Annotated in this window: 18 protein-coding genes and 3 tRNA genes; 13 read left to right on the top strand and 8 right to left on the bottom strand. The window is 54.2% G+C overall.

Features of this window, described 5'->3' with window-relative positions; all coding sequences use genetic code 11:
- Positions 1–179: 179 nt before the first annotated feature.
- Complete coding sequence (locus ACIPUG_RS09150) at positions 180–1076, bottom strand: LysR substrate-binding domain-containing protein (RefSeq protein ID WP_400338212.1); 897 nt, start codon at positions 1074–1076, stop codon at positions 180–182.
- Positions 1077–1176: 100 nt separating this feature from the next.
- On the opposite strand from ACIPUG_RS09150, the gene ACIPUG_RS09145 reads away from it, so the two are divergent.
- Entirely contained in the window at positions 1177–1476 is a 300-nt protein-coding gene (locus ACIPUG_RS09145; RefSeq protein WP_012773310.1) for a carboxymuconolactone decarboxylase family protein, read from the top strand.
- A 4-nt stretch (positions 1477–1480) separates the two neighbouring features.
- On the top strand, positions 1481–1870 hold the full coding sequence (locus tag ACIPUG_RS09140; RefSeq protein ID WP_400338211.1) for a tautomerase family protein: 390 nt from the start codon (positions 1481–1483) through the stop codon (positions 1868–1870).
- Positions 1871–2010: 140 nt separating this feature from the next.
- Here the strand turns inward: ACIPUG_RS09140 and ACIPUG_RS09135 are convergent, their stop codons facing one another.
- The 3 genes from ACIPUG_RS09135 to ACIPUG_RS09125 all read right to left on the bottom strand — a co-directional run bounded on the left by ACIPUG_RS09135 (position 2011) and on the right by ACIPUG_RS09125 (position 3518).
- Positions 2011–2490 (bottom strand): discoidin domain-containing protein, encoded by a 480-nt coding sequence (locus tag ACIPUG_RS09135; protein ID WP_039282201.1) that lies wholly within the window; start codon positions 2488–2490, stop codon positions 2011–2013.
- A gap of 202 nt (positions 2491–2692) precedes the next feature.
- Positions 2693–3136: a ribosomal protein S18-alanine N-acetyltransferase gene (gene rimI / locus ACIPUG_RS09130; protein WP_400338209.1), complete on the bottom strand. Its 444-nt coding sequence runs from the start codon at positions 3134–3136 to the stop codon at positions 2693–2695.
- Positions 3105–3518: a DNA polymerase III subunit psi gene (locus tag ACIPUG_RS09125; RefSeq protein WP_010279762.1), complete on the bottom strand. Its 414-nt coding sequence runs from the start codon at positions 3516–3518 to the stop codon at positions 3105–3107. The genes rimI and ACIPUG_RS09125 overlap by 32 nt, the downstream gene beginning before the upstream one ends.
- Positions 3519–3677: 159 nt before the next feature.
- Here ACIPUG_RS09125 and rsmC point away from each other — a divergent pair, with 159 nt between their 5' ends.
- Positions 3678–4721, top strand: a complete 1044-nt coding sequence (rsmC, locus tag ACIPUG_RS09120; RefSeq protein ID WP_039515183.1) for a 16S rRNA (guanine(1207)-N(2))-methyltransferase RsmC — start codon at positions 3678–3680, stop codon at positions 4719–4721.
- A gap of 2 nt (positions 4722–4723) precedes the next feature.
- Here the strand turns inward: rsmC and ACIPUG_RS09115 are convergent, their stop codons facing one another.
- Positions 4724–5716 carry an aldo/keto reductase gene (locus ACIPUG_RS09115; RefSeq protein WP_039462289.1) on the bottom strand — a complete coding sequence of 331 codons (993 nt, stop codon included), beginning with the start codon at positions 5714–5716 and terminating at the stop codon, positions 4724–4726.
- 113 nt (positions 5717–5829) lie between these two features.
- Here ACIPUG_RS09115 and ACIPUG_RS09110 point away from each other — a divergent pair, with 113 nt between their 5' ends.
- The 4 genes from ACIPUG_RS09110 (at position 5830) to ACIPUG_RS09095 (ending at position 7235) form a co-directional block, all read left to right on the top strand.
- Positions 5830–6735: a LysR substrate-binding domain-containing protein gene (locus tag ACIPUG_RS09110; protein ID WP_400338206.1), complete on the top strand. Its 906-nt coding sequence runs from the start codon at positions 5830–5832 to the stop codon at positions 6733–6735.
- Positions 6736–6838: 103 nt separating this feature from the next.
- Positions 6839–6925 (top strand) — tRNA-Leu (locus ACIPUG_RS09105).
- 75 nt (positions 6926–7000) lie between these two features.
- Positions 7001–7087 (top strand) — tRNA-Leu (locus tag ACIPUG_RS09100).
- Positions 7088–7148: 61 nt separating this feature from the next.
- Positions 7149–7235: transfer RNA gene (locus ACIPUG_RS09095), tRNA-Leu, on the top strand.
- Positions 7236–7370: 135 nt separating this feature from the next.
- Here ACIPUG_RS09095 and ACIPUG_RS09090 read toward each other — a convergent pair.
- A complete protein-coding gene (locus ACIPUG_RS09090; protein WP_029369019.1) occupies positions 7371–7661 on the bottom strand; it encodes a DUF1435 domain-containing protein in 291 nt (96 codons plus the stop codon).
- A 107-nt stretch (positions 7662–7768) separates the two neighbouring features.
- Entirely contained in the window at positions 7769–8671 is a 903-nt protein-coding gene (locus tag ACIPUG_RS09085) for a LysR family transcriptional regulator (RefSeq protein ID WP_039510680.1), read from the bottom strand.
- A 129-nt stretch (positions 8672–8800) separates the two neighbouring features.
- On the opposite strand from ACIPUG_RS09085, the gene budA reads away from it, so the two are divergent.
- The 3 genes from budA (at position 8801) to ACIPUG_RS09070 (ending at position 12882) form a co-directional block, all read left to right on the top strand.
- Positions 8801–9583 carry an acetolactate decarboxylase gene (budA, locus tag ACIPUG_RS09080; protein ID WP_039510681.1) on the top strand — a complete coding sequence of 261 codons (783 nt, stop codon included), beginning with the start codon at positions 8801–8803 and terminating at the stop codon, positions 9581–9583.
- 21 nt (positions 9584–9604) lie between these two features.
- Complete coding sequence (gene alsS, locus ACIPUG_RS09075; RefSeq protein WP_400338204.1) at positions 9605–11284, top strand: acetolactate synthase AlsS; 1680 nt, start codon at positions 9605–9607, stop codon at positions 11282–11284.
- 134 nt (positions 11285–11418) lie between these two features.
- A complete protein-coding gene (locus ACIPUG_RS09070; RefSeq protein ID WP_400338202.1) occupies positions 11419–12882 on the top strand; it encodes an alpha/beta hydrolase in 1464 nt (487 codons plus the stop codon).
- A 43-nt stretch (positions 12883–12925) separates the two neighbouring features.
- On the opposite strand, the gene fucO is transcribed toward ACIPUG_RS09070, so the two are convergent.
- The gene (gene fucO, locus ACIPUG_RS09065; RefSeq protein WP_104209759.1) at positions 12926–14077 is read right to left on the bottom strand and encodes a lactaldehyde reductase; all 1152 of its coding nucleotides are present in this window, start codon (positions 14075–14077) and stop codon (positions 12926–12928) included.
- Positions 14078–14638: 561 nt separating this feature from the next.
- Between fucO and gcvT the strand changes: the two genes are divergently transcribed.
- The 3 genes from gcvT to gcvP all read left to right on the top strand — a co-directional run bounded on the left by gcvT (position 14639) and on the right by gcvP (position 19314).
- Positions 14639–15754, top strand: coding sequence for a glycine cleavage system aminomethyltransferase GcvT (gene gcvT, locus ACIPUG_RS09060; protein WP_400338201.1), 1116 nt, complete (start codon positions 14639–14641; stop codon positions 15752–15754).
- A gap of 175 nt (positions 15755–15929) precedes the next feature.
- Entirely contained in the window at positions 15930–16322 is a 393-nt protein-coding gene (gene gcvH / locus ACIPUG_RS09055) for a glycine cleavage system protein GcvH (protein ID WP_010279785.1), read from the top strand.
- A 118-nt stretch (positions 16323–16440) separates the two neighbouring features.
- Complete coding sequence (gcvP, locus tag ACIPUG_RS09050; RefSeq protein WP_400338199.1) at positions 16441–19314, top strand: aminomethyl-transferring glycine dehydrogenase; 2874 nt, start codon at positions 16441–16443, stop codon at positions 19312–19314.
- The last annotated feature ends 130 nt before the right edge of the window (positions 19315–19444 follow it).

Genomic DNA, 19444 nt, shown 5'->3' with positions numbered 1-19444 from the left:
AATAGGAGGTCAAATTTCAGGCGCATATTAGTTGAGAATGATTTTTATTTCAATGCTAAGGAAAATGTGGGTACTGATGGGCTAGGGGACATTCGACATGCCAATACACAATATCCCACCAGCATGGTGCTGACAGGGGGATCGTTTAGTTAAAATCAGTAGACTGGCCTTTAGATTGACTATGGTGATTCAAGCTTCGCATTCAACAAAGCCTTTTCCATCAGTTGCCCCAGCATTGCCAGCGCGTTGTGAATCGCTTGGTTCTCAGTCCCTTGCTCCAGTGTAATGCCGAGACTCCCGGGTGATGGCAAAATACTCCCCATGATGTGGAGATTGCTGGGTATTCCGATACGCGTACGCACGGTAATACCCAGTCCGGCCTGCACTGCTGCCCAGATACCGCTCAGGCTATGGCTGATAAACACCACTTTCCACGCAATCCCCGCCCGGTCTAAGCTGGCGGTGGCACGTGAACGCATCAGGCACGGGCTTTCAAGCATCACTAACGGCAAGAGTTCCCCCTGTGCCAATAGCGTCTTGATGTCTAAATCTGGATGCTTTATCCACTCCAACTGGCACTGGTCGATCAGTCGGCCTTCGCGCGTGATGTTCTCCGGCTGCCACAGTAGTGCCATATCAAGTGCGTTGTTATCAAGCGCGGTGAGCAGCGCCTGGTTACGGTCTACTCGCGCAATAATCCGTAGCCCCGGATGGTGGCGTTTGAACTCGCCTAAAATACCAGGCATCAGCGACTCGCCAAAATCTTCCTGCATGCCAATGCGGATTTCCCCCTGCAATAGCTCACCTTTCACTGCTTGCTGCGCCTCATCATTCAGCGCCAATAGGCGACGTGCATAGCCTATCAATATCTCGCCTGTATGGGTCAACACCAAGTGACGACCTTGCTTTACCACCAGTTTGGCGCCGCATTGTTGTTCCAATTTTTTTAGTTGGGCGCTTATCGCCGAGGTTGAGCGGCAAAGTCGTGTCGCTGCCAGTGCAAAGCTGCCGCACTCCATACCCGTCACAAAACTGCGTAGTGCATCGAGGTCAAGCGTCAGAGAAAGTTTGTCCATTATCGTCCTGAAATTCGGGATGGTTGTTTGAAAATAATTTGATTTTCGGGATGAAACTATCGCGCCAGAATTGTTCTACTGTCAATACGGAGAAAATACCATGGCGAAATCGCTTGATCGTGAAACGTTGGCTCGCGTCGCACCGAAACTGGCCGAACTGAGCATAGACACACTGTTTAATGATATTTGGAAACGTGAAACGCTTTCCCCGCGCGAGCGTAGCCTGATCACACTGGGGGCCCTGACGGCACAAGGGCGCGTGCAGCAGCTTCCTTGGCATATCAACTTTGCTCAGCAAAATGGGTTAACCCGTGAAGAGATCGTTGAGGTTTTCACTCATCTGGCATTTTACGCAGGCTGGCCAGCGGCAGTTTCCGCCCTCGGTTGTTTGGAGGAATAAGGAAATGCCTTTCACCCGAATCACCCTGCGTCAGGGTTATCGTGACGCACAGATAAGGCAGATCTCCGATATTCTGCAACAAAGCCTGATAGGTGAGTTTGCTGTCCCGCCTGCCGATCGTTTTCAGATATTTGAAACGCTGCCAGCCGGCCAGCGCATATTTGATAGGCATTATAAAAGTGGCGGACGTAGCGACGATTTTATGCTGTTCCATATTTTTGCGGGAAAACCCAGAACCCGTGAGCAAAAGCGAAACTTCTTCCGCATGCTAAGCGAGCGACTGCATGGTGCGCTGAATATTCATCCGGATGATGTGATGGTGATAATCCAGTTCAACACTGCCGATGAATGGAGTTTCAGCAATGGGCAGATGTTGTCGGAGGAGATATTGTGATTGTGATGCAATACCGTTTCACACTGCTAGCTCCCAACTAAGCAAAAAAGCTGCTATCGCATAATGAAATAGCAGCTTTTACCAACCTATTTCTCTTAACTGGCCAGTATGAGACCCAGGCTCCAGGTCATCCCGACACGTTACTTAATGGCCTGAGCCGGAACCTGTGCAGCGCTGTTAAAGCTGATCTCGTTGATGGCGCTCCATTTGTTCACATCGGTGCCAAACGTATCCAGCTTGAAGAATTTCGCTTTCACGGCAGGGAAGGTGAATTTTTCACCGTCTTTGGCGTTGTTGGAGGTGACCAGATTCTCAGCCAGTTTTTGCCAGGTTTTCCCGTCGGTGGAGTAGGACACGGAGAACTTCAGTTTGCGCTCGTCCGCTTTGAAAGGAACCAGAACAAAGTTCTCAACCGATTGTTCTTTATCCAGTTCTAACTGAACCCAGCTCTCACCATTTGCCGCCCAGCGGGTTTTTACGTCGCCATCGGCAATGTTGGCAGGTTTGTGGCCCTTGTCTGAATCATAAGCGGAAGCTGTCACCGCCGTTACTTGCACCGCGTAAGCGGAAAGAGAGAATAAGCCGCACAGAAGCGTCGTAGCCAGAGTGTATTTTTTCATATTATTCCTCGTAGATAACGGATAAACCATGGCATGCCTGCAAACCAGAAACATGAAATGGAACCTTATTGTGATAAAAAAGAAACGAGGTTTTATTTATGGTGATCACGTTGCGGGGATTTTTCTGTCAGGAAAAAAGGCAGAGCGGGACGGGGCGCACATTATGGCACCCTCCTTGTCGCGAGAAGTATAGATAAAGAGGTTAGCCGAGCGGCAGCGCCATGAGAATGGCGTCTTCCCGACCTTGTGCCGTGGGGTAGTAATCGCGGCGCACGGAGACCTCGTTAAATCCCAGACTCTCATACAGCGCGATGGCTCGTGCGTTTGACTCGCGGACTTCCAGCCACAGCGTCAGAATGCCGCGTCGCTCCATTTCGTCGATCAGGTGTTCTAAGAGCTGGCGACCCAGCCCTTGACGCTGATGAGCGGGATGCACCGCGATATTGAACAACGTCGCTTCATCCAGCACGACCTGCGTGATGGCGTAAGCGGCAAGCTGCCCGTCGTGTTCCAGTTTTAGGTTGAAATAGCGCTCACCCTGATTGCTGATAAACGTCTTTTCCGACCAGGGAAAGGCGTGGCTGACTTGCTCAATTTTAAAGGCTTGTGCCAGGTCAGCTGGCGTCAGGGAAGATATCGTGTTCATGTTCACAGATCTGTTGCCACAGCGCCCGTTTGGCGTCGGCATTTTGATAAAGTTCGGAAAGCAGAGGGCTGGAAAGCTGAACGCCCTGTAGCGCAATAGGTTCCGCGATGCCCAACCGCCAGCTATGGCAGCGTGCATCGGCGGGCAGCATGTCGATCTGTTGTGGTGTCAGGCGATAGGCTTGCGCAGGCGTGAGCGCCAGACTGTGCAGCACGTCAGTTAGCAGCGGTTCATCATCGGCCAGCGGCTCGGCGGAGACGATCACCAGACGCACCTGCTCGGGCAGACTGACAGCGATTTCGCCTTGCAGCACCGTCGGGCGACGCAATGTCCACTGCGTAATCCCCAGTTGCTGTAGCAGCCTGTCACGTCTTGATTCCATGCGTTATCCTGTCTGGCGTGCGAGAAAATGATTCGTGCCTATGCTAACAAACCCCGTCAGACTGCGCCAACGTCGGTGCGGTTATTTCCTCTCCGCTCTGCAACTTCGGGGACGAAGCGTATATAATCCCCCGCTCAATGATTAAGGAGCCGTAGCCCGATGTCCGCATTAACCCCCGCCAGTGAAGTCATACTGCGCCATAGTGACGAATTTCTTTCACGCCGAGTTCTGTTTGCCGGTGATTTGCAGGATACCCTGCCCGCGCAATTTGAGGCGGCGTCGGTGCGTGTCCATTGCAACCAATATCACCACTGGCAACAGATGGCAAAGCCACTTGGGGATAATGCTCAATATGGTCTGGTCGCAGATGCGGCGCTGGTGGCGGATAGCGACACGCTGATTTATTACTGGCCGAAGAGCAAACAGGAAGCGGAATTCCAACTGCGTAACCTGCTGTCCCTAATGCCAGTCGGCGCGGAGATCTTCGTTGTCGGAGAAAACCGCAGCGGCGTGCGCAGCGCGGAACCCGTGCTCTCTGACTTTGTTGAGTTGGCAAAAATCGACAGCGCGCGCCGCTGTGGGCTTTACCACGGTCGGATCGACAAGCAGGCCAGCTTCACGCTGGATGACTGGTGGGACGAGTATGTGACGGACGGCGTGACCGTCAAAACGCTTCCGGGCGTCTTCAGTCGTGATGACCTGGATCCGGGTAGCCGACTGCTGCTGTCTACGTTTGAGCCGCATATGAAAGGCAAAGTGCTGGATATCGCCTGCGGTGCGGGCGTGCTGGCATCGGTACTGGCGAAACAGTCGCCGAAAATCCGCCTGACGTTGAGTGATGTCAGCGCAGCCGCTATCGAATCCAGCAAGGCAACGCTGGCGGCGAATGCGTTGGAAGGCGAGGTGATTGCGAGTAACGTCTATTCCGACATTAACGGTCGCTTCGATATGATCGTGTCTAATCCGCCGTTCCATGACGGCTTGCAGACCAGCCTGCAAGCCGCGGAAATGCTGATTCGTGGTGCGGTGACCCATTTACCGATTGGCGGACAGCTACGCATCGTTGCTAACGCCTTCCTGCCTTATCCGGCGCTGTTAGATGCCGCCTTTGGTAGCCATGAAGTGCTGGCGCAGACCGGACGCTTTAAGGTGTATCAGGCCACCGTGGGTCGTCCGCCGCGTACAGGTAAAGGTCGTCGATAATCCTACTGATTCAAGGCTGCCATGCTCTCCTTGCCGTAGCGTTCACCTGCTGCGGCATCGGGCGGGAAGATGGCATCAATGGCGGCCAGTTCCTCTTTCGTCAGCGTGACATCCAGCGCCGCGACGTTTTCTTCCAGATAGCGGCGGCGTTTAGTGCCCGGAATCGGCACGATATGTTCACCCTGTGCCAATACCCACGCCAGTGCCAGCTGTGAAGGTGTAACCTGCTTTTCCTGCGCCAGTTGGTTAATTTTCTCTACCAACTGCAGATTTTTGCCGAAATTTTCCCCCGAGAAACGTGGATTGGTACGACGGAAATCGTCGGCAGCCAGATCGTCCGGGCTGCGAATCGCACCGGTCAGAAAGCCACGTCCCAGTGGGCTGTAAGGCACAAACCCGATACCCAGACGCTCACAGGTGGGCAGAATTTCGGCTTCCATATCGCGGGTCCATAGTGAGTATTCGCTCTGTAACGCCGTAATAGGGTGCACGCGATGCGCACGTTCCAGCGTGGTGGCGGAGGCTTCACTCAGGCCGATGTAACGAATCTTGCCTTCCTGAACCAGCTCGGCCAGCGTGCCGACCGTCTCTTCAATGGGAACGGTTGGGTCAATGCGGTGCTGATAGTAAAGATCGATAACGTCGGTGCCGAGTCGCGTCAGGCTGCCTTCCACCGCGCGGCGGATGTAGTCCGGTTTACCGCAGACGCCGCGTGCGTTGGGGTTTGCCGGATCGCGGATGATGCCGAATTTAGTCGCCAGAAAGACCTGCTCACGCTTGCCTTTTATCGCTTTGCCGAGCAGCAGTTCGTTTGTGTGGGGGCCATACATATCGGCGGTATCCAGCAGCGTGACGCCCAGCTCCAGTGCGCGATGCAACGTGGCAATGGATTCTTTTTCATCCTGCGCTGTGGAGTAGAAATCACTCATTCCCATGCAGCCTAGCCCAATCGCCGACACCTGCGGGCCGTTCGCGCCTAATTTGCGTTGTTGCATTGTCATCTTCCTCATCTCGTTGGCAGTGCAAGCAGTCTGGTTGTTTATCCAAAAAAGATAAATACCGCTTTTTATGCAATACTATTCAAAAATAACCAACAATGGTGGCGGCGATGGATCACATTCAGGCGATGCGGGTTTTTGTGCGTATTGTCGAACTGGGCAGCTTCAGCCGCGCGGCGGAGCGACTGACGCTGCCACGCGCGACGGTGAGCAACACCATCAAACAGCTTGAAGTACGGCTGGGGGTACGTTTGCTGCAACGCACGACCCGTCAGGTGCAGATCACCGATGAAGGGCGCGTTTATTATGAACGCTGTCTGCAATTGCTCGCGGAAATTGAAGAGATCGACACGCTGTTCACGCAGCAAAAGCAGCAGCCGGTGGGTAAAGTGCGGGTGGATATGCCGCACTCGCTGGCGCGGGAGATTGTCGTTCCGGCGCTGGGCGAGTTCTACGCGCGCTATCCGCAGGTGACGCTGATGCTGAGCGCCAACGATGCGGCGATTAATGTGCTGCGTGAAGGCGTTGACTGTGTGCTGCGTGCCTGGCAGACCGACGACGAAACGCTGGCGACCCGCCATTTGCCGTCAATGCCGCAGATTACCTGTGCGTCGGCCAACTATCTGGCGCGATACGGCGTGCCGCGTTCGCTCGATGAGCTGTCGGGGCATCAGATGGTCGGCTATTTCTCTTTGCGTACCGAACACCGTTATCCGCTGGAATTCATGTCGGGTGATGAATGCATTACGCGTATGCTGCCCGGTGCGTTGCAGGTTAACGGCACCGATGCCTACATCGCCAGCGCGCGTGCCGGACTGGGGATTATTCAGGCACCGCGCCGCGGCCTGCGCCCGTTTCTGGAAAGTGGAGAACTGGTAGAGATCCTGCCGGAAATGCCGCCGCCCGCGATGCCACTTTACGTGATGTATGCGCCTGGTCGCTTTCTCGCGCCACGGATTCGGGTGTTTATCGAATGGCTTGATGAGCTCTTTACGCGCAACGCCGCGGCGAGATGATGATTTTTGCAGCAAACCCCGCATTCCAGAGGAAATAATCATTGACGTGAACGCGAAAACCTCTAGAATTCGCCCCCGTAGTGATATTGCGTAAAGCAGTGTTGCGAAGGTGGCGGAATTGGTAGACGCGCTAGCTTCAGGTGTTAGTGTTCTTACGGACGTGAGGGTTCAAGTCCCTCTCTTCGCACCAACATCACTACAGCGGTTCTGGTTTGTCGAACCGAAGCAGTAATCAGTGTTACATGATAGATTGCATGACAAAATTGCGAAGGTGGCGGAATTGGTAGACGCGCTAGCTTCAGGTGTTAGTGTTCTTACGGACGTGAGGGTTCAAGTCCCTCTCTTCGCACCATGTCGTGATAGATTTAGCGTGTAAGATAGGTTTACTGCATAAGACAAACAACGTTCTCAGTGCGAAGGTGGCGGAATTGGTAGACGCGCTAGCTTCAGGTGTTAGTGTCCTTACGGACGTGAGGGTTCAAGTCCCTCTCTTCGCACCACAGACGCCCTCTGTACTCTCCTGATTTTCTTCCCTATTTATTCTCTTTTATCCCGTTTCTGGCTACAGCGCTTTTCCGCGTTCATTTACCTATTTGGCTTTGTGTACCCTTTCTCTTTTCTTTATCCACGAGCACTTACAGCGTCGTGAGATTAAACGTGACGGACAGCGCCGCTAAACCGCCAGCCAGTGCAATGCAGGATGGCAGCAGTAAATAGTGGCGTAAGCGTTGATGGAACAGCATGACAAGCGTCGCCAGCAGGGCGATGGCGATAATCACTTTCAGATGCGTCAGATTAAGGTTGAGCAGCGCCAATAGCGGCATGATGGCACAAGGCAGCAGCACGCCCCACGCACTAGACAGATGCTTCCCCATACACCAACTCACACCCCATAGCCCGCAGGCTGTGATCATTGCTGTCAGCATTTTTCCACCCGTCAAAAAATGATAATGATAACTAATATCATATAAGAATTTATATCAATTACTAGCTTTTTGACGAGCAGATTGTTGGAATTTTCTACATAAGCGCGTTAATCGGGATGCTGAGTGCTTAAATGCTGGCGTATCAGGTGGATCATATTCACGATAACCGGCGATCGTTCATGTTTGCGCCAGATAGCCGCAATTTGTGTATGGATTTCGGGCATATCGATATCATGATAGGTCACATTATCCGCCTTAATGCAGGCGAGAGATTCCGGCACAAGGGTGACGCCGAAACCCGCGGCGACCATCCCGATAGTGGCCGTTAACTGCGGAGCAAATGGGCTAGGTCTGGGGCCATAGCCTGACAGATAGCAGGTGCGGATAATCATATCGTGTAGCCCCGGACACACCTCGCGCGGGAAAATAATCAGCGGTTCCTGACGCAGTTCGCTGAGTGAAACCTGCGCTTTATGGCTAAGCGCGTGTCCTACGGGTAACACCAGCTTCATCGGCTCCTCGGCTAAAATTTCCCCGTTAATCTCATCACTGAGATCGCAGGGTAAGCGCAGAAATGCGATGTCGATATTACGTTCTTGCAGCGCAGTGATGAGCGCAGCAGGGTTTTCCTCCTTTGGCAGCGGCTGAACGTGTGGATGCTGCTGACAGTAACGATGCAGCAGCGTCAGCACGGTTGGGTGGAACATGGCCGACGGCGAAAACCCCACGTTCAGGCTACCTTTCTCACCCCGCGCAATGCTTCTTGTCCGTGCGATGGCCGAATCGGTCAACTGCAAAATCTGACGAGCATCCTCATACAGCGCTTGTCCCGCTTCCGTCATTTCTACGCCGCGCGTCAGTCGCTTGAACAGCGGTGTACCGATCTCCTGCTCGAATTTCTTGATCTGCTGGCTGAGCGGCGGTTGTGACATCCCCAGATTTTCCGCTGCACGCGTGAAATGCTTAGCTTGGGCAACGGCGACAAAATAGCGCAGATAACGTAGCTCCATTTACGTAACTCCATATGTTTCCGATCTTGAAATGACCTTCATTGCATATTGGAATTTTGTCCTCTTCCGCGTCAATCTTTATCTAAATATTAATAATGTTTAAGTAAGTGGTGCGGTGAGAAGGAAGGTATGAAAACGAATATCGTTGATCAATCCTGTGAAGAAGCCTTTGCTAGCTACGCCTATGACTTTCGGCGACAGCATGCAGACAGCGTTATTTATCAAACCTCATTAATGAGTGGACTAATAAATGGCGTATACGAAGGTAGCCGAACGATGGCTGAATTACTGGAGCATGGTGACTTTGGATTAGGAACATTTAATAGTTTGGATGGGGAACTGGTTGCCTTGAATAGCCAGATTTTCCAGCTGTTATCCGACGGCAGCGCACGGGCGGCGAAGCCGGAGCAGAAAACGCCGTTTGCGGTCATGACGTTCTTTCGTCCGACAGAAACGATCCGTTTTGATCGCTGGACCTCGCGTGAAGACGTGCATCGCCAGATCGATGAGATCGTGGGAACGGATAACCTGTTCTGCGCCTTGCGCATTGACGGGAATTTTCGCTGCGTTGAAACCCGTACCGTCCCACGACAGTGCCGACCTTATAAACCGATGCAGGAAGCGGTTGAAGGGCAACCGACATTTCATTTTGAACACCGTAGCGGCAGCGTTATTGGTTTTCGTAGTCCAGCTTACACTCAGGGAATTAATGTCGCGGGTTACCACGAACATTTCATTACTGACGATCGCCAGGGCGGCGGCCATATTCTGAATTATGACGTCGACCACGGCACGCTGACGTTCGGTGTGATTGCCAAACTGATCATCGATCTGCCTCAGGATCGGGAATTTCTCAATGCCGACCTGTCCTCAGAAAACCTCAACAGCGTCATCAAGTCAGTAGAGAGCTAGTCATTTCATCGGAGTCATGTCATGGAAAAGTCCACCGAACAGCAAAGCTGGAGTAGCGGAGCCGAGCTGATTGTAAAACACCTGGAAGCGCAGGGAGTGAAGCATATTTTTGGTATTCCCGGCGCAAAAATCGATCGCGTGTTTGATGAGCTGGAAGACTCAACGATCCAAACGATCCCCGTACGGCATGAGGCGAACGGCGCGTTTATGGCGGCGGCGATAGGACGCCTTACGGGGAAAGCAGGGGTGACGCTGGTGACATCCGGTCCCGGCTGTTCAAATTTAGTGACCGGGCTGGCAACGGCGACCGCGGAGGGAGATGCCGTTGTGGCGCTGGGCGGTGCGGTTAAGCGAGCGGATAAACTTAAGCTGACGCACCAGAGTCTGGACACCGTTAGCCTGTTTCAGCCAGTCAGTAAATTCAGTGCGGAAATCACGGCTTCTTCTGCCATATCGGAAGTGCTGGCGAATGCGTTTCGGGCAGCGGAGAGCGGGCGTCCGGGGGCGGCGTTTGTCAGCCTGCCGCAGGATATCGTCAATGAACCGGTTATTAGTCCAGTGCTGGCGTGTCCGAATTTGCCGCTGCTAAATGGCGCGCCACATAGTGATGTTGCCGAGGCGGCCAAGCGGCTACGGCAGGCTAAAAATCCGGTGCTGCTGCTCGGATTAATGGCCAGCCAGCAGGAAAATGCGCAGGCGCTGCGTCGTTTCCTTCACCATAGCAAACTGCCTGTGACCAGCACGTATCAGGCTGCTGGCGTGATCGATCAGCAGCAGTTCGATCACTTTGCCGGACGTGTCGGATTATTCAACAATCAGGCTGGCGATAAGCTACTGCAACAGGCGGACGTGATCGTGACCGTGGGTTACAGCCCGATTGAGTACGATCCGATTTTGTGGAATAGCGGTAAGGCGACGCTGATCCACATTGATGTGTTGCGCGCGGAGATCGACAGTGCGTATCGTCCCGATATCGAGCTGCTGGGGAATATCGCGATGACGGTGGACACGCTGAATGCCTGCATCAGCGAGCCGTTTATCTTGTCTGCTGATACACAGTCCGTGTTGCAGGATCGTCAGCGCCAGCGTCACGATCTCAGTACGCGCGCGATCGACATGGCGGGGTTTGCGATCCACCCTCTGCGCCTAGTGCGGGCGATGCAGGATATCGTGAATGAGGATGTCACGCTGTGCGTGGATATGGGGAGTTTCCATATCTGGCTGGCGCGTTACCTGTATAGCTTTCGGGCGCGACAGATTTTGATGACCAACGGCCAGCAGACGATGGGCGTGGCGCTACCGTGGGCGATCGCCGCATCGCTGGTGCAACCCGGCAAAAAAGTGGTGTCCGTCTCCGGTGACGGCGGGTTTATGCAGTCCAGTATGGAGCTGGAAACGGCGGTGAGACTGAAAAGCAATCTCCTGCATATCATCTGGGTGGACAACGGCTACAACATGGTAGAAATCCAGCAACTGCACAAATACCACCGTCCGGCGGGTGTGTCGTTTGGGCCGATTGATTTTAAAGCGTATGCGGAAGCATTCGGCGCAAAAGGGTTTGCGGTTGAATCTGCGGATGAACTGGTTAGCAAACTCCGTCAGGCGATGGACGTTGACGGCCCCGCCGTCATTGCGATCCCGGTTGATTATTCCGACAACCACTGGCTGATGGAGAATCTGAATATTAGCGTGTTGATCTAACCGTTAAATGGGTTACCCGCCCGTGCGATATCGGGCGGTTTTGTGTAGTGTTTCTCTGAATAATACAGTGTGTAGCCGTATGGTTTTATTTAGAATCACCGGCATGGTCACACGGTAACGGGAAGGGAAACACCATGCTGAAATCTGTACGGCGACTGATCAGACGCGGCCTTATCATCATCGGCGTTATCGCGATGACGCTGTTGGCTATTCGTGTTTATGATACGCAAAGCGGGCCGCCGCTTGCGCCTTGGCACACCTATGTGCCGGATGAATTGTCGGCTGATGAGCTGGATAAAAGCGACTGGCCTGCGTATTTAAAGCAGGAGACGCTCATCTTTCAGCAGGTCAATCAACATGTCACGCAGGAACTGGATGAGGATGAACAGCGTCCGGTTAACCGCTATTTTTCGGGTAGCCCGGTTTATCCTGGGAAATTCCAGCATGACTGGAACCGATCCTATGAACTATCGCCAGAAGGGGAACTGAAAGGCGCGGTGGTGATGTTGCACGGCCTGACCGATTCCCCCTACAGTTTGCGACATATCGCGGAACGCTACCGTCAGCGTGGTTTTTTTGTTGTTGGAATTCGTCTGCCTGCGCACGGGACGGTGCCAGGGGCACTGACCGATGTGCAATGGGAAGATTGGCTGGCCGCCACGCGTCTGGCGGTACGTGAGGCGACATCGCACCTGACGGTACAACAGGGCCAAAGGCTGCCGCTACATATCGTCGGTTTTTCCAACGGCGGGGCACTGGCGCTGAAGTACACGCTGGATACGTTGGATAATCCTGCGCTGGCGCGTCCCGATCGGCTTATCCTTATTTCCCCTATGATCGGTATCACCAGCTACGCACGCTTTGCGGGGCTGGCAGGGCTACCGGCTATCTTTCCGGCCTTTGCCAAGTCTGCCTGGTTGGGCATCTTGCCGGAATTTAATCCCTTCAAGTACAACTCATTTCCGGTAAATGGTGCGCGGCAATCTTGGTTGTTAACCCATGAGCTTCAGAGTCAGTTAAGCCGGAAAGCGCAAGCGAATACGTTGGTTGATTTACCGCCAGTGCTGACGTTCCAATCGGTGATGGATTTCACCGTTAGCACGCGTGCGGTTATTACGGCGTTCTATAACTTGCTGCCAGCGAACGGGAGTCAGTTGGTTCTCTTTGATGTCAATCGTACCGTCAATTTTGGCCCGCTTCTGCGTGAATCGACGAATGGTACTGTCAGCCAGCTGTTGCCCGCGACACCACGCCATTATGATACAACGGTGATTTCTAACGCTGCGCCGAACAGTTCTCATGCCGTGGCGTTTGATGTTGCAGCGGGGACGGTGCAGGAACAGACTCGCGAGCTGGGGATGGACTATCCATCGGATGTGTATTCGTTATCGCACGTATCGCTGCCGTTCCCAGATTCGGATTCGCTGTATGGCCGTTTCTCACAGAATCCCACCGAGTTTGGATTACCGCTGGGAAAAATTACCCCCAGAGGAGAGCGTTCCGCGCTGGTGGTCGATCTGGATACGCTGCTGCGCCTGTCTTCGAACCCGTTTTATCCCTACTTGATTCAACGTATTGAAGAGAAGATCCCACGATAGCGAATACCACCCGCGGTGCGTTGCGGGTGGTGCTAAGCGTACTTCAATAAATCGACCGATACAGCGCTTTAATCTCATCGATATTTGTATCGCGCGGGTTGCCGCCGGTGCAGACATCGTCAAAGGCGGCCTGTGCCAGTGCGGGAATATCCTCTTCTCTTACTCCGACATCACGCAGCCTCGGTGGAATATCCACATCGTGGGAAAGCTGCCGCACGGCGTTAATCGCAGCTTCCCGCACGTGGGCTATCGTCATCTCAGCCGCGCCTTTTACCCCCATTGCCACGGCGATGTCTCGGAATTTTTCACCCGTATAATCCGCGTTGTAGGCCATGATATGCGGCAGCAGGATCGCGTTAGCAACGCCGTGCGGCGTGTTGTAAAACGCGCCGAGCGGATGCGCCATGCCGTGTACCAGCCCAAGTCCGACGTTCGAGAACCCCATGCCAGCGATGTATTGTCCCAGCGCCATCTCTTCCACGCCTTTTGGTTTCCCGGCGACAGAATCGCGCAGTGAACGGCTGATAATCTCAATGGCCTTCAGATGCAGCGTATCGGTCAGTTCCCAGGCGGCTTTGGTGGTGAAGCCTTCAATGGCGTGTGTCAGGGCGTCAATCCCCGTAGCGGCTTTCAGCGAGGCAGGCATGCTCATCATCATGTCGGGATCGACGATGGCGACAATCGGGATGTCGTGCGGATCGACGCACACGAATTTGCGGCGTTTTTCTTCATCGGTGATGACGTAGTTGATGGTGACTTCTGCGGCCGTGCCGGAGGTGGTCGGGATCGCGATAATCGGGACGGCAGCGCGTCGGGTGGCGGCAACGCCTTCCAGACTGCGGACATCGGCGAATTCAGGGTTATTGATAATAATCCCGATAGCCTTACAGGTATCCTGCGGCGAACCGCCGCCAACCGCGATCAGATAATCGGCCTGTGATGCCTTGAAGCGCTCGACGCCCCTTTCCACCACGGCAATGGTTGGATTGGGAATCACCTCATCGTAGATCTCGTAGGGTAAGCCTGCCGCATCCAGTTTCGCCGTGACGTTGGTCGCGACGCCAAATTTAACCAAATCCTTGTCCGTCACCAGCAGCGCTTTTTTGAACCCCCGTCGTTTCACTTCATCGACAATGTGGGCAATCGCGCCCGTGCCAAAGTAGGACGTTTCGTTAAGGATCATTCTGTTAGCCATCATCTATCTCCTAATCACGTTTGATTTTGATAAAGCGAAAAATGCATGTCGCGCAATTCCTTGCTATTAGTATGGGATAATTGGGGTCTCAGCGCCTTCCGTCGGGTGCCATGTCATCTTGTTTGCTGGCACTGAGGTAAAGACGCCTGAGAAACGGTTCACAGAATCGGATGATGATGGTGGAAGGTAGGGAGTCAGGTTGGGAGTCGTTGTTGGTTTTTGATTGAAAAAATCTAATTTAGGTTTGTTTTTATCATTATATTATCTAATCCGAACGGCGTTTTCAGTTGGGTGCCAATGCCTGCATTAGCCAGTTTTAATGTCATTAATTTGTGGTTTACGCTGATTTAAATAATTTACATGCTTATTTTTGTTAATTATTAAGAATATTACGCTGCTTTGTTTTTTGTGGGCGGCTCGACTTTCTTTGTCTTCTATATAATTTATCTTATGTCTGAGAGAGTGGTTTAACCTGCGCGTCGGTGGTAAGTTCAGTCATAAGATATCGTTTGCGCAGTGTGTTTTATCGCCTGAACGCCATGCGCTGAAGAGGGATGAAGAATGGCAAAGCAGACCCCGTTGTACCAACAACATCTGGCCGATGGCGCCAAAATGGTGGATTTTCACGGCTGGATGATGCCGCTGCATTACGGTTCCCAACTGGATGAGCACCACATTGTGCGTCGGGAAGCCGGCATTTTTGATGTTTCCCACATGACCATCGTCGATTTGCACGGCGTGAGAACGCGTGAATTCCTGCGCTATCTGCTGGCGAATGATGTCGCCAAACTCACACAGCCGGGCAAAGCGCTTTATACCGGCATGCTGAATGCCTCCGGCGGCGTCATCGACGATTTGATCGTTTATTTTCTCACGGAAGACCATTTCCGGCTGGTCGTGAACTCCGCTACCCGTGAAAAAGATCTCGCCTGGATCGGGCAGCACGCTGCACCGTTCGGGGTTGAAATCCGTGAGTGCGACGATCTGGCGCTGGTCGCGGTGCAAGGTCCGCAGGCGCAGGAAAAAGTACAAGAAATCCTGAAGGCAAAAGGCCTGAGTGATGCAGACGTGACTGCTGTTGCCAGCATGAAGCCGTTTTTTGGCAAGCAGGCGGGCGATTTCTTCGTTGCCACAACAGGTTATACGGGCGAAGCCGGTTATGAAATCGCGCTGCCGAATGAGCAGGTGGTCGATTTCTGGCAACAACTGCTGGCAGTTGGCGTGAAGCCATGCGGACTGGGCGCACGCGATACGCTGCGGCTGGAAGCGGGGATGAACCTGTACGGTCAGGATATGGATGAGAGCATTTCGCCGCTGGCCGCCAATATGGGCTGGACAATCGCCTGGCAGCCGGAGGATCGCGAGTTTATCGGGCGTGAAGCATTAACGCATCAGCGTGAAAAAGGAACCGCTCAACTGGTTGGTTTAGTGCTGACGGAAAAAGGCGTATTGCGCAATGATTTACCTGTGCGCTTTACTGATAGTGATGGCGTGGTGCGAGAAGGGGTCATCACCAGCGGATCGTTCTCGCCGACGCTTGGCGTGAGCATCGCGCTGGCGCGTGTTCCGGTGGGGATTGGTGAGCAGGCGATTGTGCAGATTCGTAATCGCGAACTGCCTGTCCACGTCACCAAACCCGGCTTTGTCCGCGCCGGAAAAGCCATCGTTCAGTATTGAATAACTTCTTATGTCATACCCTAAATAATTCAGGTTGCAGGAAGGCGGCGACACAGTGAATCCCCAGGAGCTTACACAAGTAAGTGACTGGGGTGAGCGAGGAAAGCCAACGCACATGCAGCTTGAAGTATGACGGGTAGCGCACGGGATTAACGACTTTAGTAAAGGGGATGCAATGAGCAACGTACCAGTAGAATTAAAATACACCACGTCGCACGAATGGGTGCTGCACGAGGGCGACGGTATCTACAGCGTGGGCATTACCGAACACGCGCAGGAGCTTCTGGGTGACATGGTCTTTATCGATTTACCTGAAGTGGGCACGGTCGTCGCCGCAGGTGATGACTGCGCGGTGGCCGAGTCGGTAAAAGCGGCGTCGGATATTTATGCGCCCATCAGCGGTGAGATCGTGGAAGTTAACGACGATCTGGAATCCTCCCCTGAGCTGGTCAACAGCGCGCCTTATACCGATGGTTGGCTGTTCCGCATCAGAATTTCTGATGAGTCTGATTTGGACGAACTGCTTGATGCCGAAGGCTATCAGGCGTCGTTAGAAGAAGACGAGTAGTTATCGCGCCCCCGGTTTTGCTGAACCGGGGGCGTTTTGTTTTATTCGCCCGCGTCGTCTTTCAACGCGGCAGCGATCACGATTGATGCAGGCACGATTGATCCAGGAAATTACTGTAATGACCCAGACACTCAGTCAACTCGAACATGACGGCGCGTTTATCGAGCGCCATATCGGTCCTTCCGTCAGCCAACAGCAGCACATGCTGTCGGTGGTCGGCGCGACGTCGCTGGATGCGCTGATCCGCCAGATTGTCCCGGTGGACATTCAATTGCCCAGCCCGCCAGCGGTGGGAGAGGCAGTGACGGAACATGAGGCGCTAGCTGAGCTGAAGGCCATTGCAGGACGCAATCAACGTTATAAAAGCTACATTGGCATGGGCTACAGCGCGGTGCTGATGCCGCCGGTGATTTTACGCAACCTGCTGGAAAACCCAGGCTGGTACACCGCCTATACGCCGTATCAGCCGGAAGTCTCTCAGGGGCGTCTTGAAGCGCTGCTGAATTTCCAGCAGGTCACACAGGATTTAACCGGTCTGGACTTGGCCTCTGCCTCGCTGCTGGATGAAGCAACCGCAGCGGCGGAAGCGATGGCGATGGCGAAGCGCATCAGCAAACTCAAACAGGCCGAACGCTTCTTCGTCGCCGACGACGTGCATCCGCAAACGCTGGACGTGGTGCGTACCCGTGCGGAAACTTTCGGTTTTGAGATTGTTGTCGGTAAGGCGGAAGACGCGTTGAAAGACGATGCAGTGTTTGGCGTTCTGCTGCAACAGGCAGGGACGACCGGCGAACTGCACGATTACAGTGACTTGATGGCCGCTCTGAAAGCACGCAAGATTGTCAGCTGCGTGGCGTCGGACATCATGGCGCTGGTATTGCTGACTGCGCCGGGCAAGCAGGGGGCGGATATTGTCTTCGGTTCCGCACAGCGCTTTGGCGTGCCGATGGGCTACGGTGGGCCACACGCGGCGTTCTTCGCCTGCCGTGATGAACATAAACGTGCTATGCCGGGACGTATTATCGGCGTGTCGCGTGATGCGGCAGGTAACACCGCGCTGCGCATGGCGATGCAGACGCGTGAACAGCACATTCGCCGCGAGAAGGCGAACTCCAATATTTGTACCTCGCAGGTGTTGCTGGCCAACATTGCGGGGATGTATGCGGTATTCCACGGGCCGGAAGGGCTCAAATGTATTGCTGGGCGCATCCACCGTCTGACCGATATTCTGGCGGCGGGATTAACGCAGGGCGGGCTGCTGCTGCGCCATCGCAGCTGGTTCGACACGCTGACGATTGAGGTTGCGGACAAGGACGCGGTGCTGAGCCGGGCATTAAGTTTTGGCATCAACCTGCGCGGCGATTTGGCAAGCGCGGTAGGCATCACGCTGGATGAAGCGACCACGCGTGAAGATGTGCTGGCGCTGTTTGCGGTGCTGTTAGGCGACGATCACGGGTTGGATATCGACGCGCTTGATGCGGCCATCGGCCAGAAAGCGGCAACGATCCCCGCGGGGCTGGTGCGCCACGACGCGATCCTGTCGCATCCGGTGTTCAACCGCTATCACAGCGAAACCGAGATGATGCGCTACCTGCACCGTCTGGCGCGTAAGGATCTGGCGCTGAATCAGGCGATGATCCCGCTCGGTTCCTGCACCATGAAGCTTAACGCGGCGGCGGAAATGCTGCCGATTACCTGGCCGGAATTTGCCGAGCTGCATCCATTCTGCCCGACGGAACAGGCGCTGGGCTATCGCCAAATGATCGAACAGCTATCGGGTTGGCTGATGCAACTGACGGGCTATGACGCGATTTGCATGCAGCCCAACTCAGGCGCACAGGGGGAATACGCGGGGCTGCTGGCGATACGTCGCTATCATGAAAGTCGCAATGAAGCTGGCCGCAACCTCTGCCTGATTCCTAGCTCCGCCCACGGTACGAACCCAGCATCGGCGCAGATGGCGGGGATGGACGTGGTGGTGGTCGCCTGTGACAAGCAGGGCAATATCGATCTGCACGATCTGCGTGAGAAAGCGCAGGCGGCGGGCGAACAGCTTTCCTGCATCATGGTGACCTATCCATCCACTCACGGCGTCTATGAAGAGACGATCCGCGAAGTGTGCCAGATCGTGCATCAATATGGCGGTCAGGTGTATCTGGACGGCGCGAACATGAATGCACAGGTTGGCATCACGACGCCGGGCTACATTGGCGCTGATGTTTCGCACCTGAACCTGCATAAAACGTTCTGTATTCCGCACGGCGGTGGCGGGCCGGGCATGGGGCCGATTGGCGTGAAAGCGCATCTGGCACCGTTTGTACCGGGTCATCAAGTGGTAAAAATCGAGGGTGTGCTGACGGAACAGGGTGCGGTCTCGGCGGCACCGTTCGGCAGTGCTTCTATTCTGCCGATTAGCTGGATGTACATCCGGATGATGGGCGCGGAAGGGCTGAAACAGGCTAGTCAGATGGCGATCCTGAACGCCAACTATATCGCGACGCGCTTGCAGCAGGCGTATCCGGTGCTCTACACCGGCCGTGACGGTCGCGTGGCGCACGAGTGTATTCTGGATATTCGTCCGCTCAAGGAAAGCACGGGCATCAGCGAGATGGATATCGCCAAGCGTCTGATCGACTACGGTTTCCATGCGCCGACCATGTCATTCCCGGTCGCGGGCACGCTGATGGTGGAACCAACGGAATCGGAAAGTCAGGTAGAGATTGATCGCTTTATTGATGCGATGCTGGCGATCCGCGCCGAAATCAACCGCGTCGCGCAGGGAGAATGGCCGCTGGATGACAATCCGCTAGTCAACGCACCGCACACGCAGGCGGAGCTGGTGGCCGACTGGACGCATCCGTATAGCCGTGAGCTGGCGGTCTTCCCGGCAGGCAGCGAACACAAATACTGGCCGAGCGTGAAGCGTCTGGACGATGTGTACGGCGACCGTAACCTGTTCTGCTCGTGTGTGCCGATGAGCGACTATGCGTAATTAACTGCGATCGTTAAGATTGTTACTGCCAGTGATAGGCGGACACTGAGTTATCGCATCAACGATAGTTTCAGATACCGCCTTGTATCATCTAATCAGTTAGGTATAAGCAGTGGATAGGGATAGCCCA

This window comes from Pectobacterium sp. CHL-2024, from assembly GCF_044751765.1.
Lineage (GTDB): Bacteria > Pseudomonadota > Gammaproteobacteria > Enterobacterales > Enterobacteriaceae > Pectobacterium > Pectobacterium brasiliense.
This window is presented reverse-complemented; position numbering and strand designations above follow the sequence as displayed.

Coding starts and splice junctions, on each gene's coding strand:
- ACIPUG_RS09150 (WP_400338212.1), bottom strand. CDS start 1,076: ATGGACAAACTTTCTCTGACGCTTGACCTCGATGCACTACGCAGTTTT.
- ACIPUG_RS09145 (WP_012773310.1), top strand. CDS start 1,177: ATGGCGAAATCGCTTGATCGTGAAACGTTGGCTCGCGTCGCACCGAAA.
- ACIPUG_RS09140 (WP_400338211.1), top strand. CDS start 1,481: ATGCCTTTCACCCGAATCACCCTGCGTCAGGGTTATCGTGACGCACAG.
- ACIPUG_RS09135 (WP_039282201.1), bottom strand. CDS start 2,490: ATGAAAAAATACACTCTGGCTACGACGCTTCTGTGCGGCTTATTCTCT.
- rimI (WP_400338209.1), bottom strand. CDS start 3,136: ATGAACACGATATCTTCCCTGACGCCAGCTGACCTGGCACAAGCCTTT.
- ACIPUG_RS09125 (WP_010279762.1), bottom strand. CDS start 3,518: ATGGAATCAAGACGTGACAGGCTGCTACAGCAACTGGGGATTACGCAG.
- rsmC (WP_039515183.1), top strand. CDS start 3,678: ATGTCCGCATTAACCCCCGCCAGTGAAGTCATACTGCGCCATAGTGAC.
- ACIPUG_RS09115 (WP_039462289.1), bottom strand. CDS start 5,716: ATGCAACAACGCAAATTAGGCGCGAACGGCCCGCAGGTGTCGGCGATT.
- ACIPUG_RS09110 (WP_400338206.1), top strand. CDS start 5,830: ATGGATCACATTCAGGCGATGCGGGTTTTTGTGCGTATTGTCGAACTG.
- ACIPUG_RS09090 (WP_029369019.1), bottom strand. CDS start 7,661: ATGCTGACAGCAATGATCACAGCCTGCGGGCTATGGGGTGTGAGTTGG.
- ACIPUG_RS09085 (WP_039510680.1), bottom strand. CDS start 8,671: ATGGAGCTACGTTATCTGCGCTATTTTGTCGCCGTTGCCCAAGCTAAG.
- budA (WP_039510681.1), top strand. CDS start 8,801: ATGAAAACGAATATCGTTGATCAATCCTGTGAAGAAGCCTTTGCTAGC.
- alsS (WP_400338204.1), top strand. CDS start 9,605: ATGGAAAAGTCCACCGAACAGCAAAGCTGGAGTAGCGGAGCCGAGCTG.
- ACIPUG_RS09070 (WP_400338202.1), top strand. CDS start 11,419: ATGCTGAAATCTGTACGGCGACTGATCAGACGCGGCCTTATCATCATC.
- fucO (WP_104209759.1), bottom strand. CDS start 14,077: ATGGCTAACAGAATGATCCTTAACGAAACGTCCTACTTTGGCACGGGC.
- gcvT (WP_400338201.1), top strand. CDS start 14,639: ATGGCAAAGCAGACCCCGTTGTACCAACAACATCTGGCCGATGGCGCC.
- gcvH (WP_010279785.1), top strand. CDS start 15,930: ATGAGCAACGTACCAGTAGAATTAAAATACACCACGTCGCACGAATGG.
- gcvP (WP_400338199.1), top strand. CDS start 16,441: ATGACCCAGACACTCAGTCAACTCGAACATGACGGCGCGTTTATCGAG.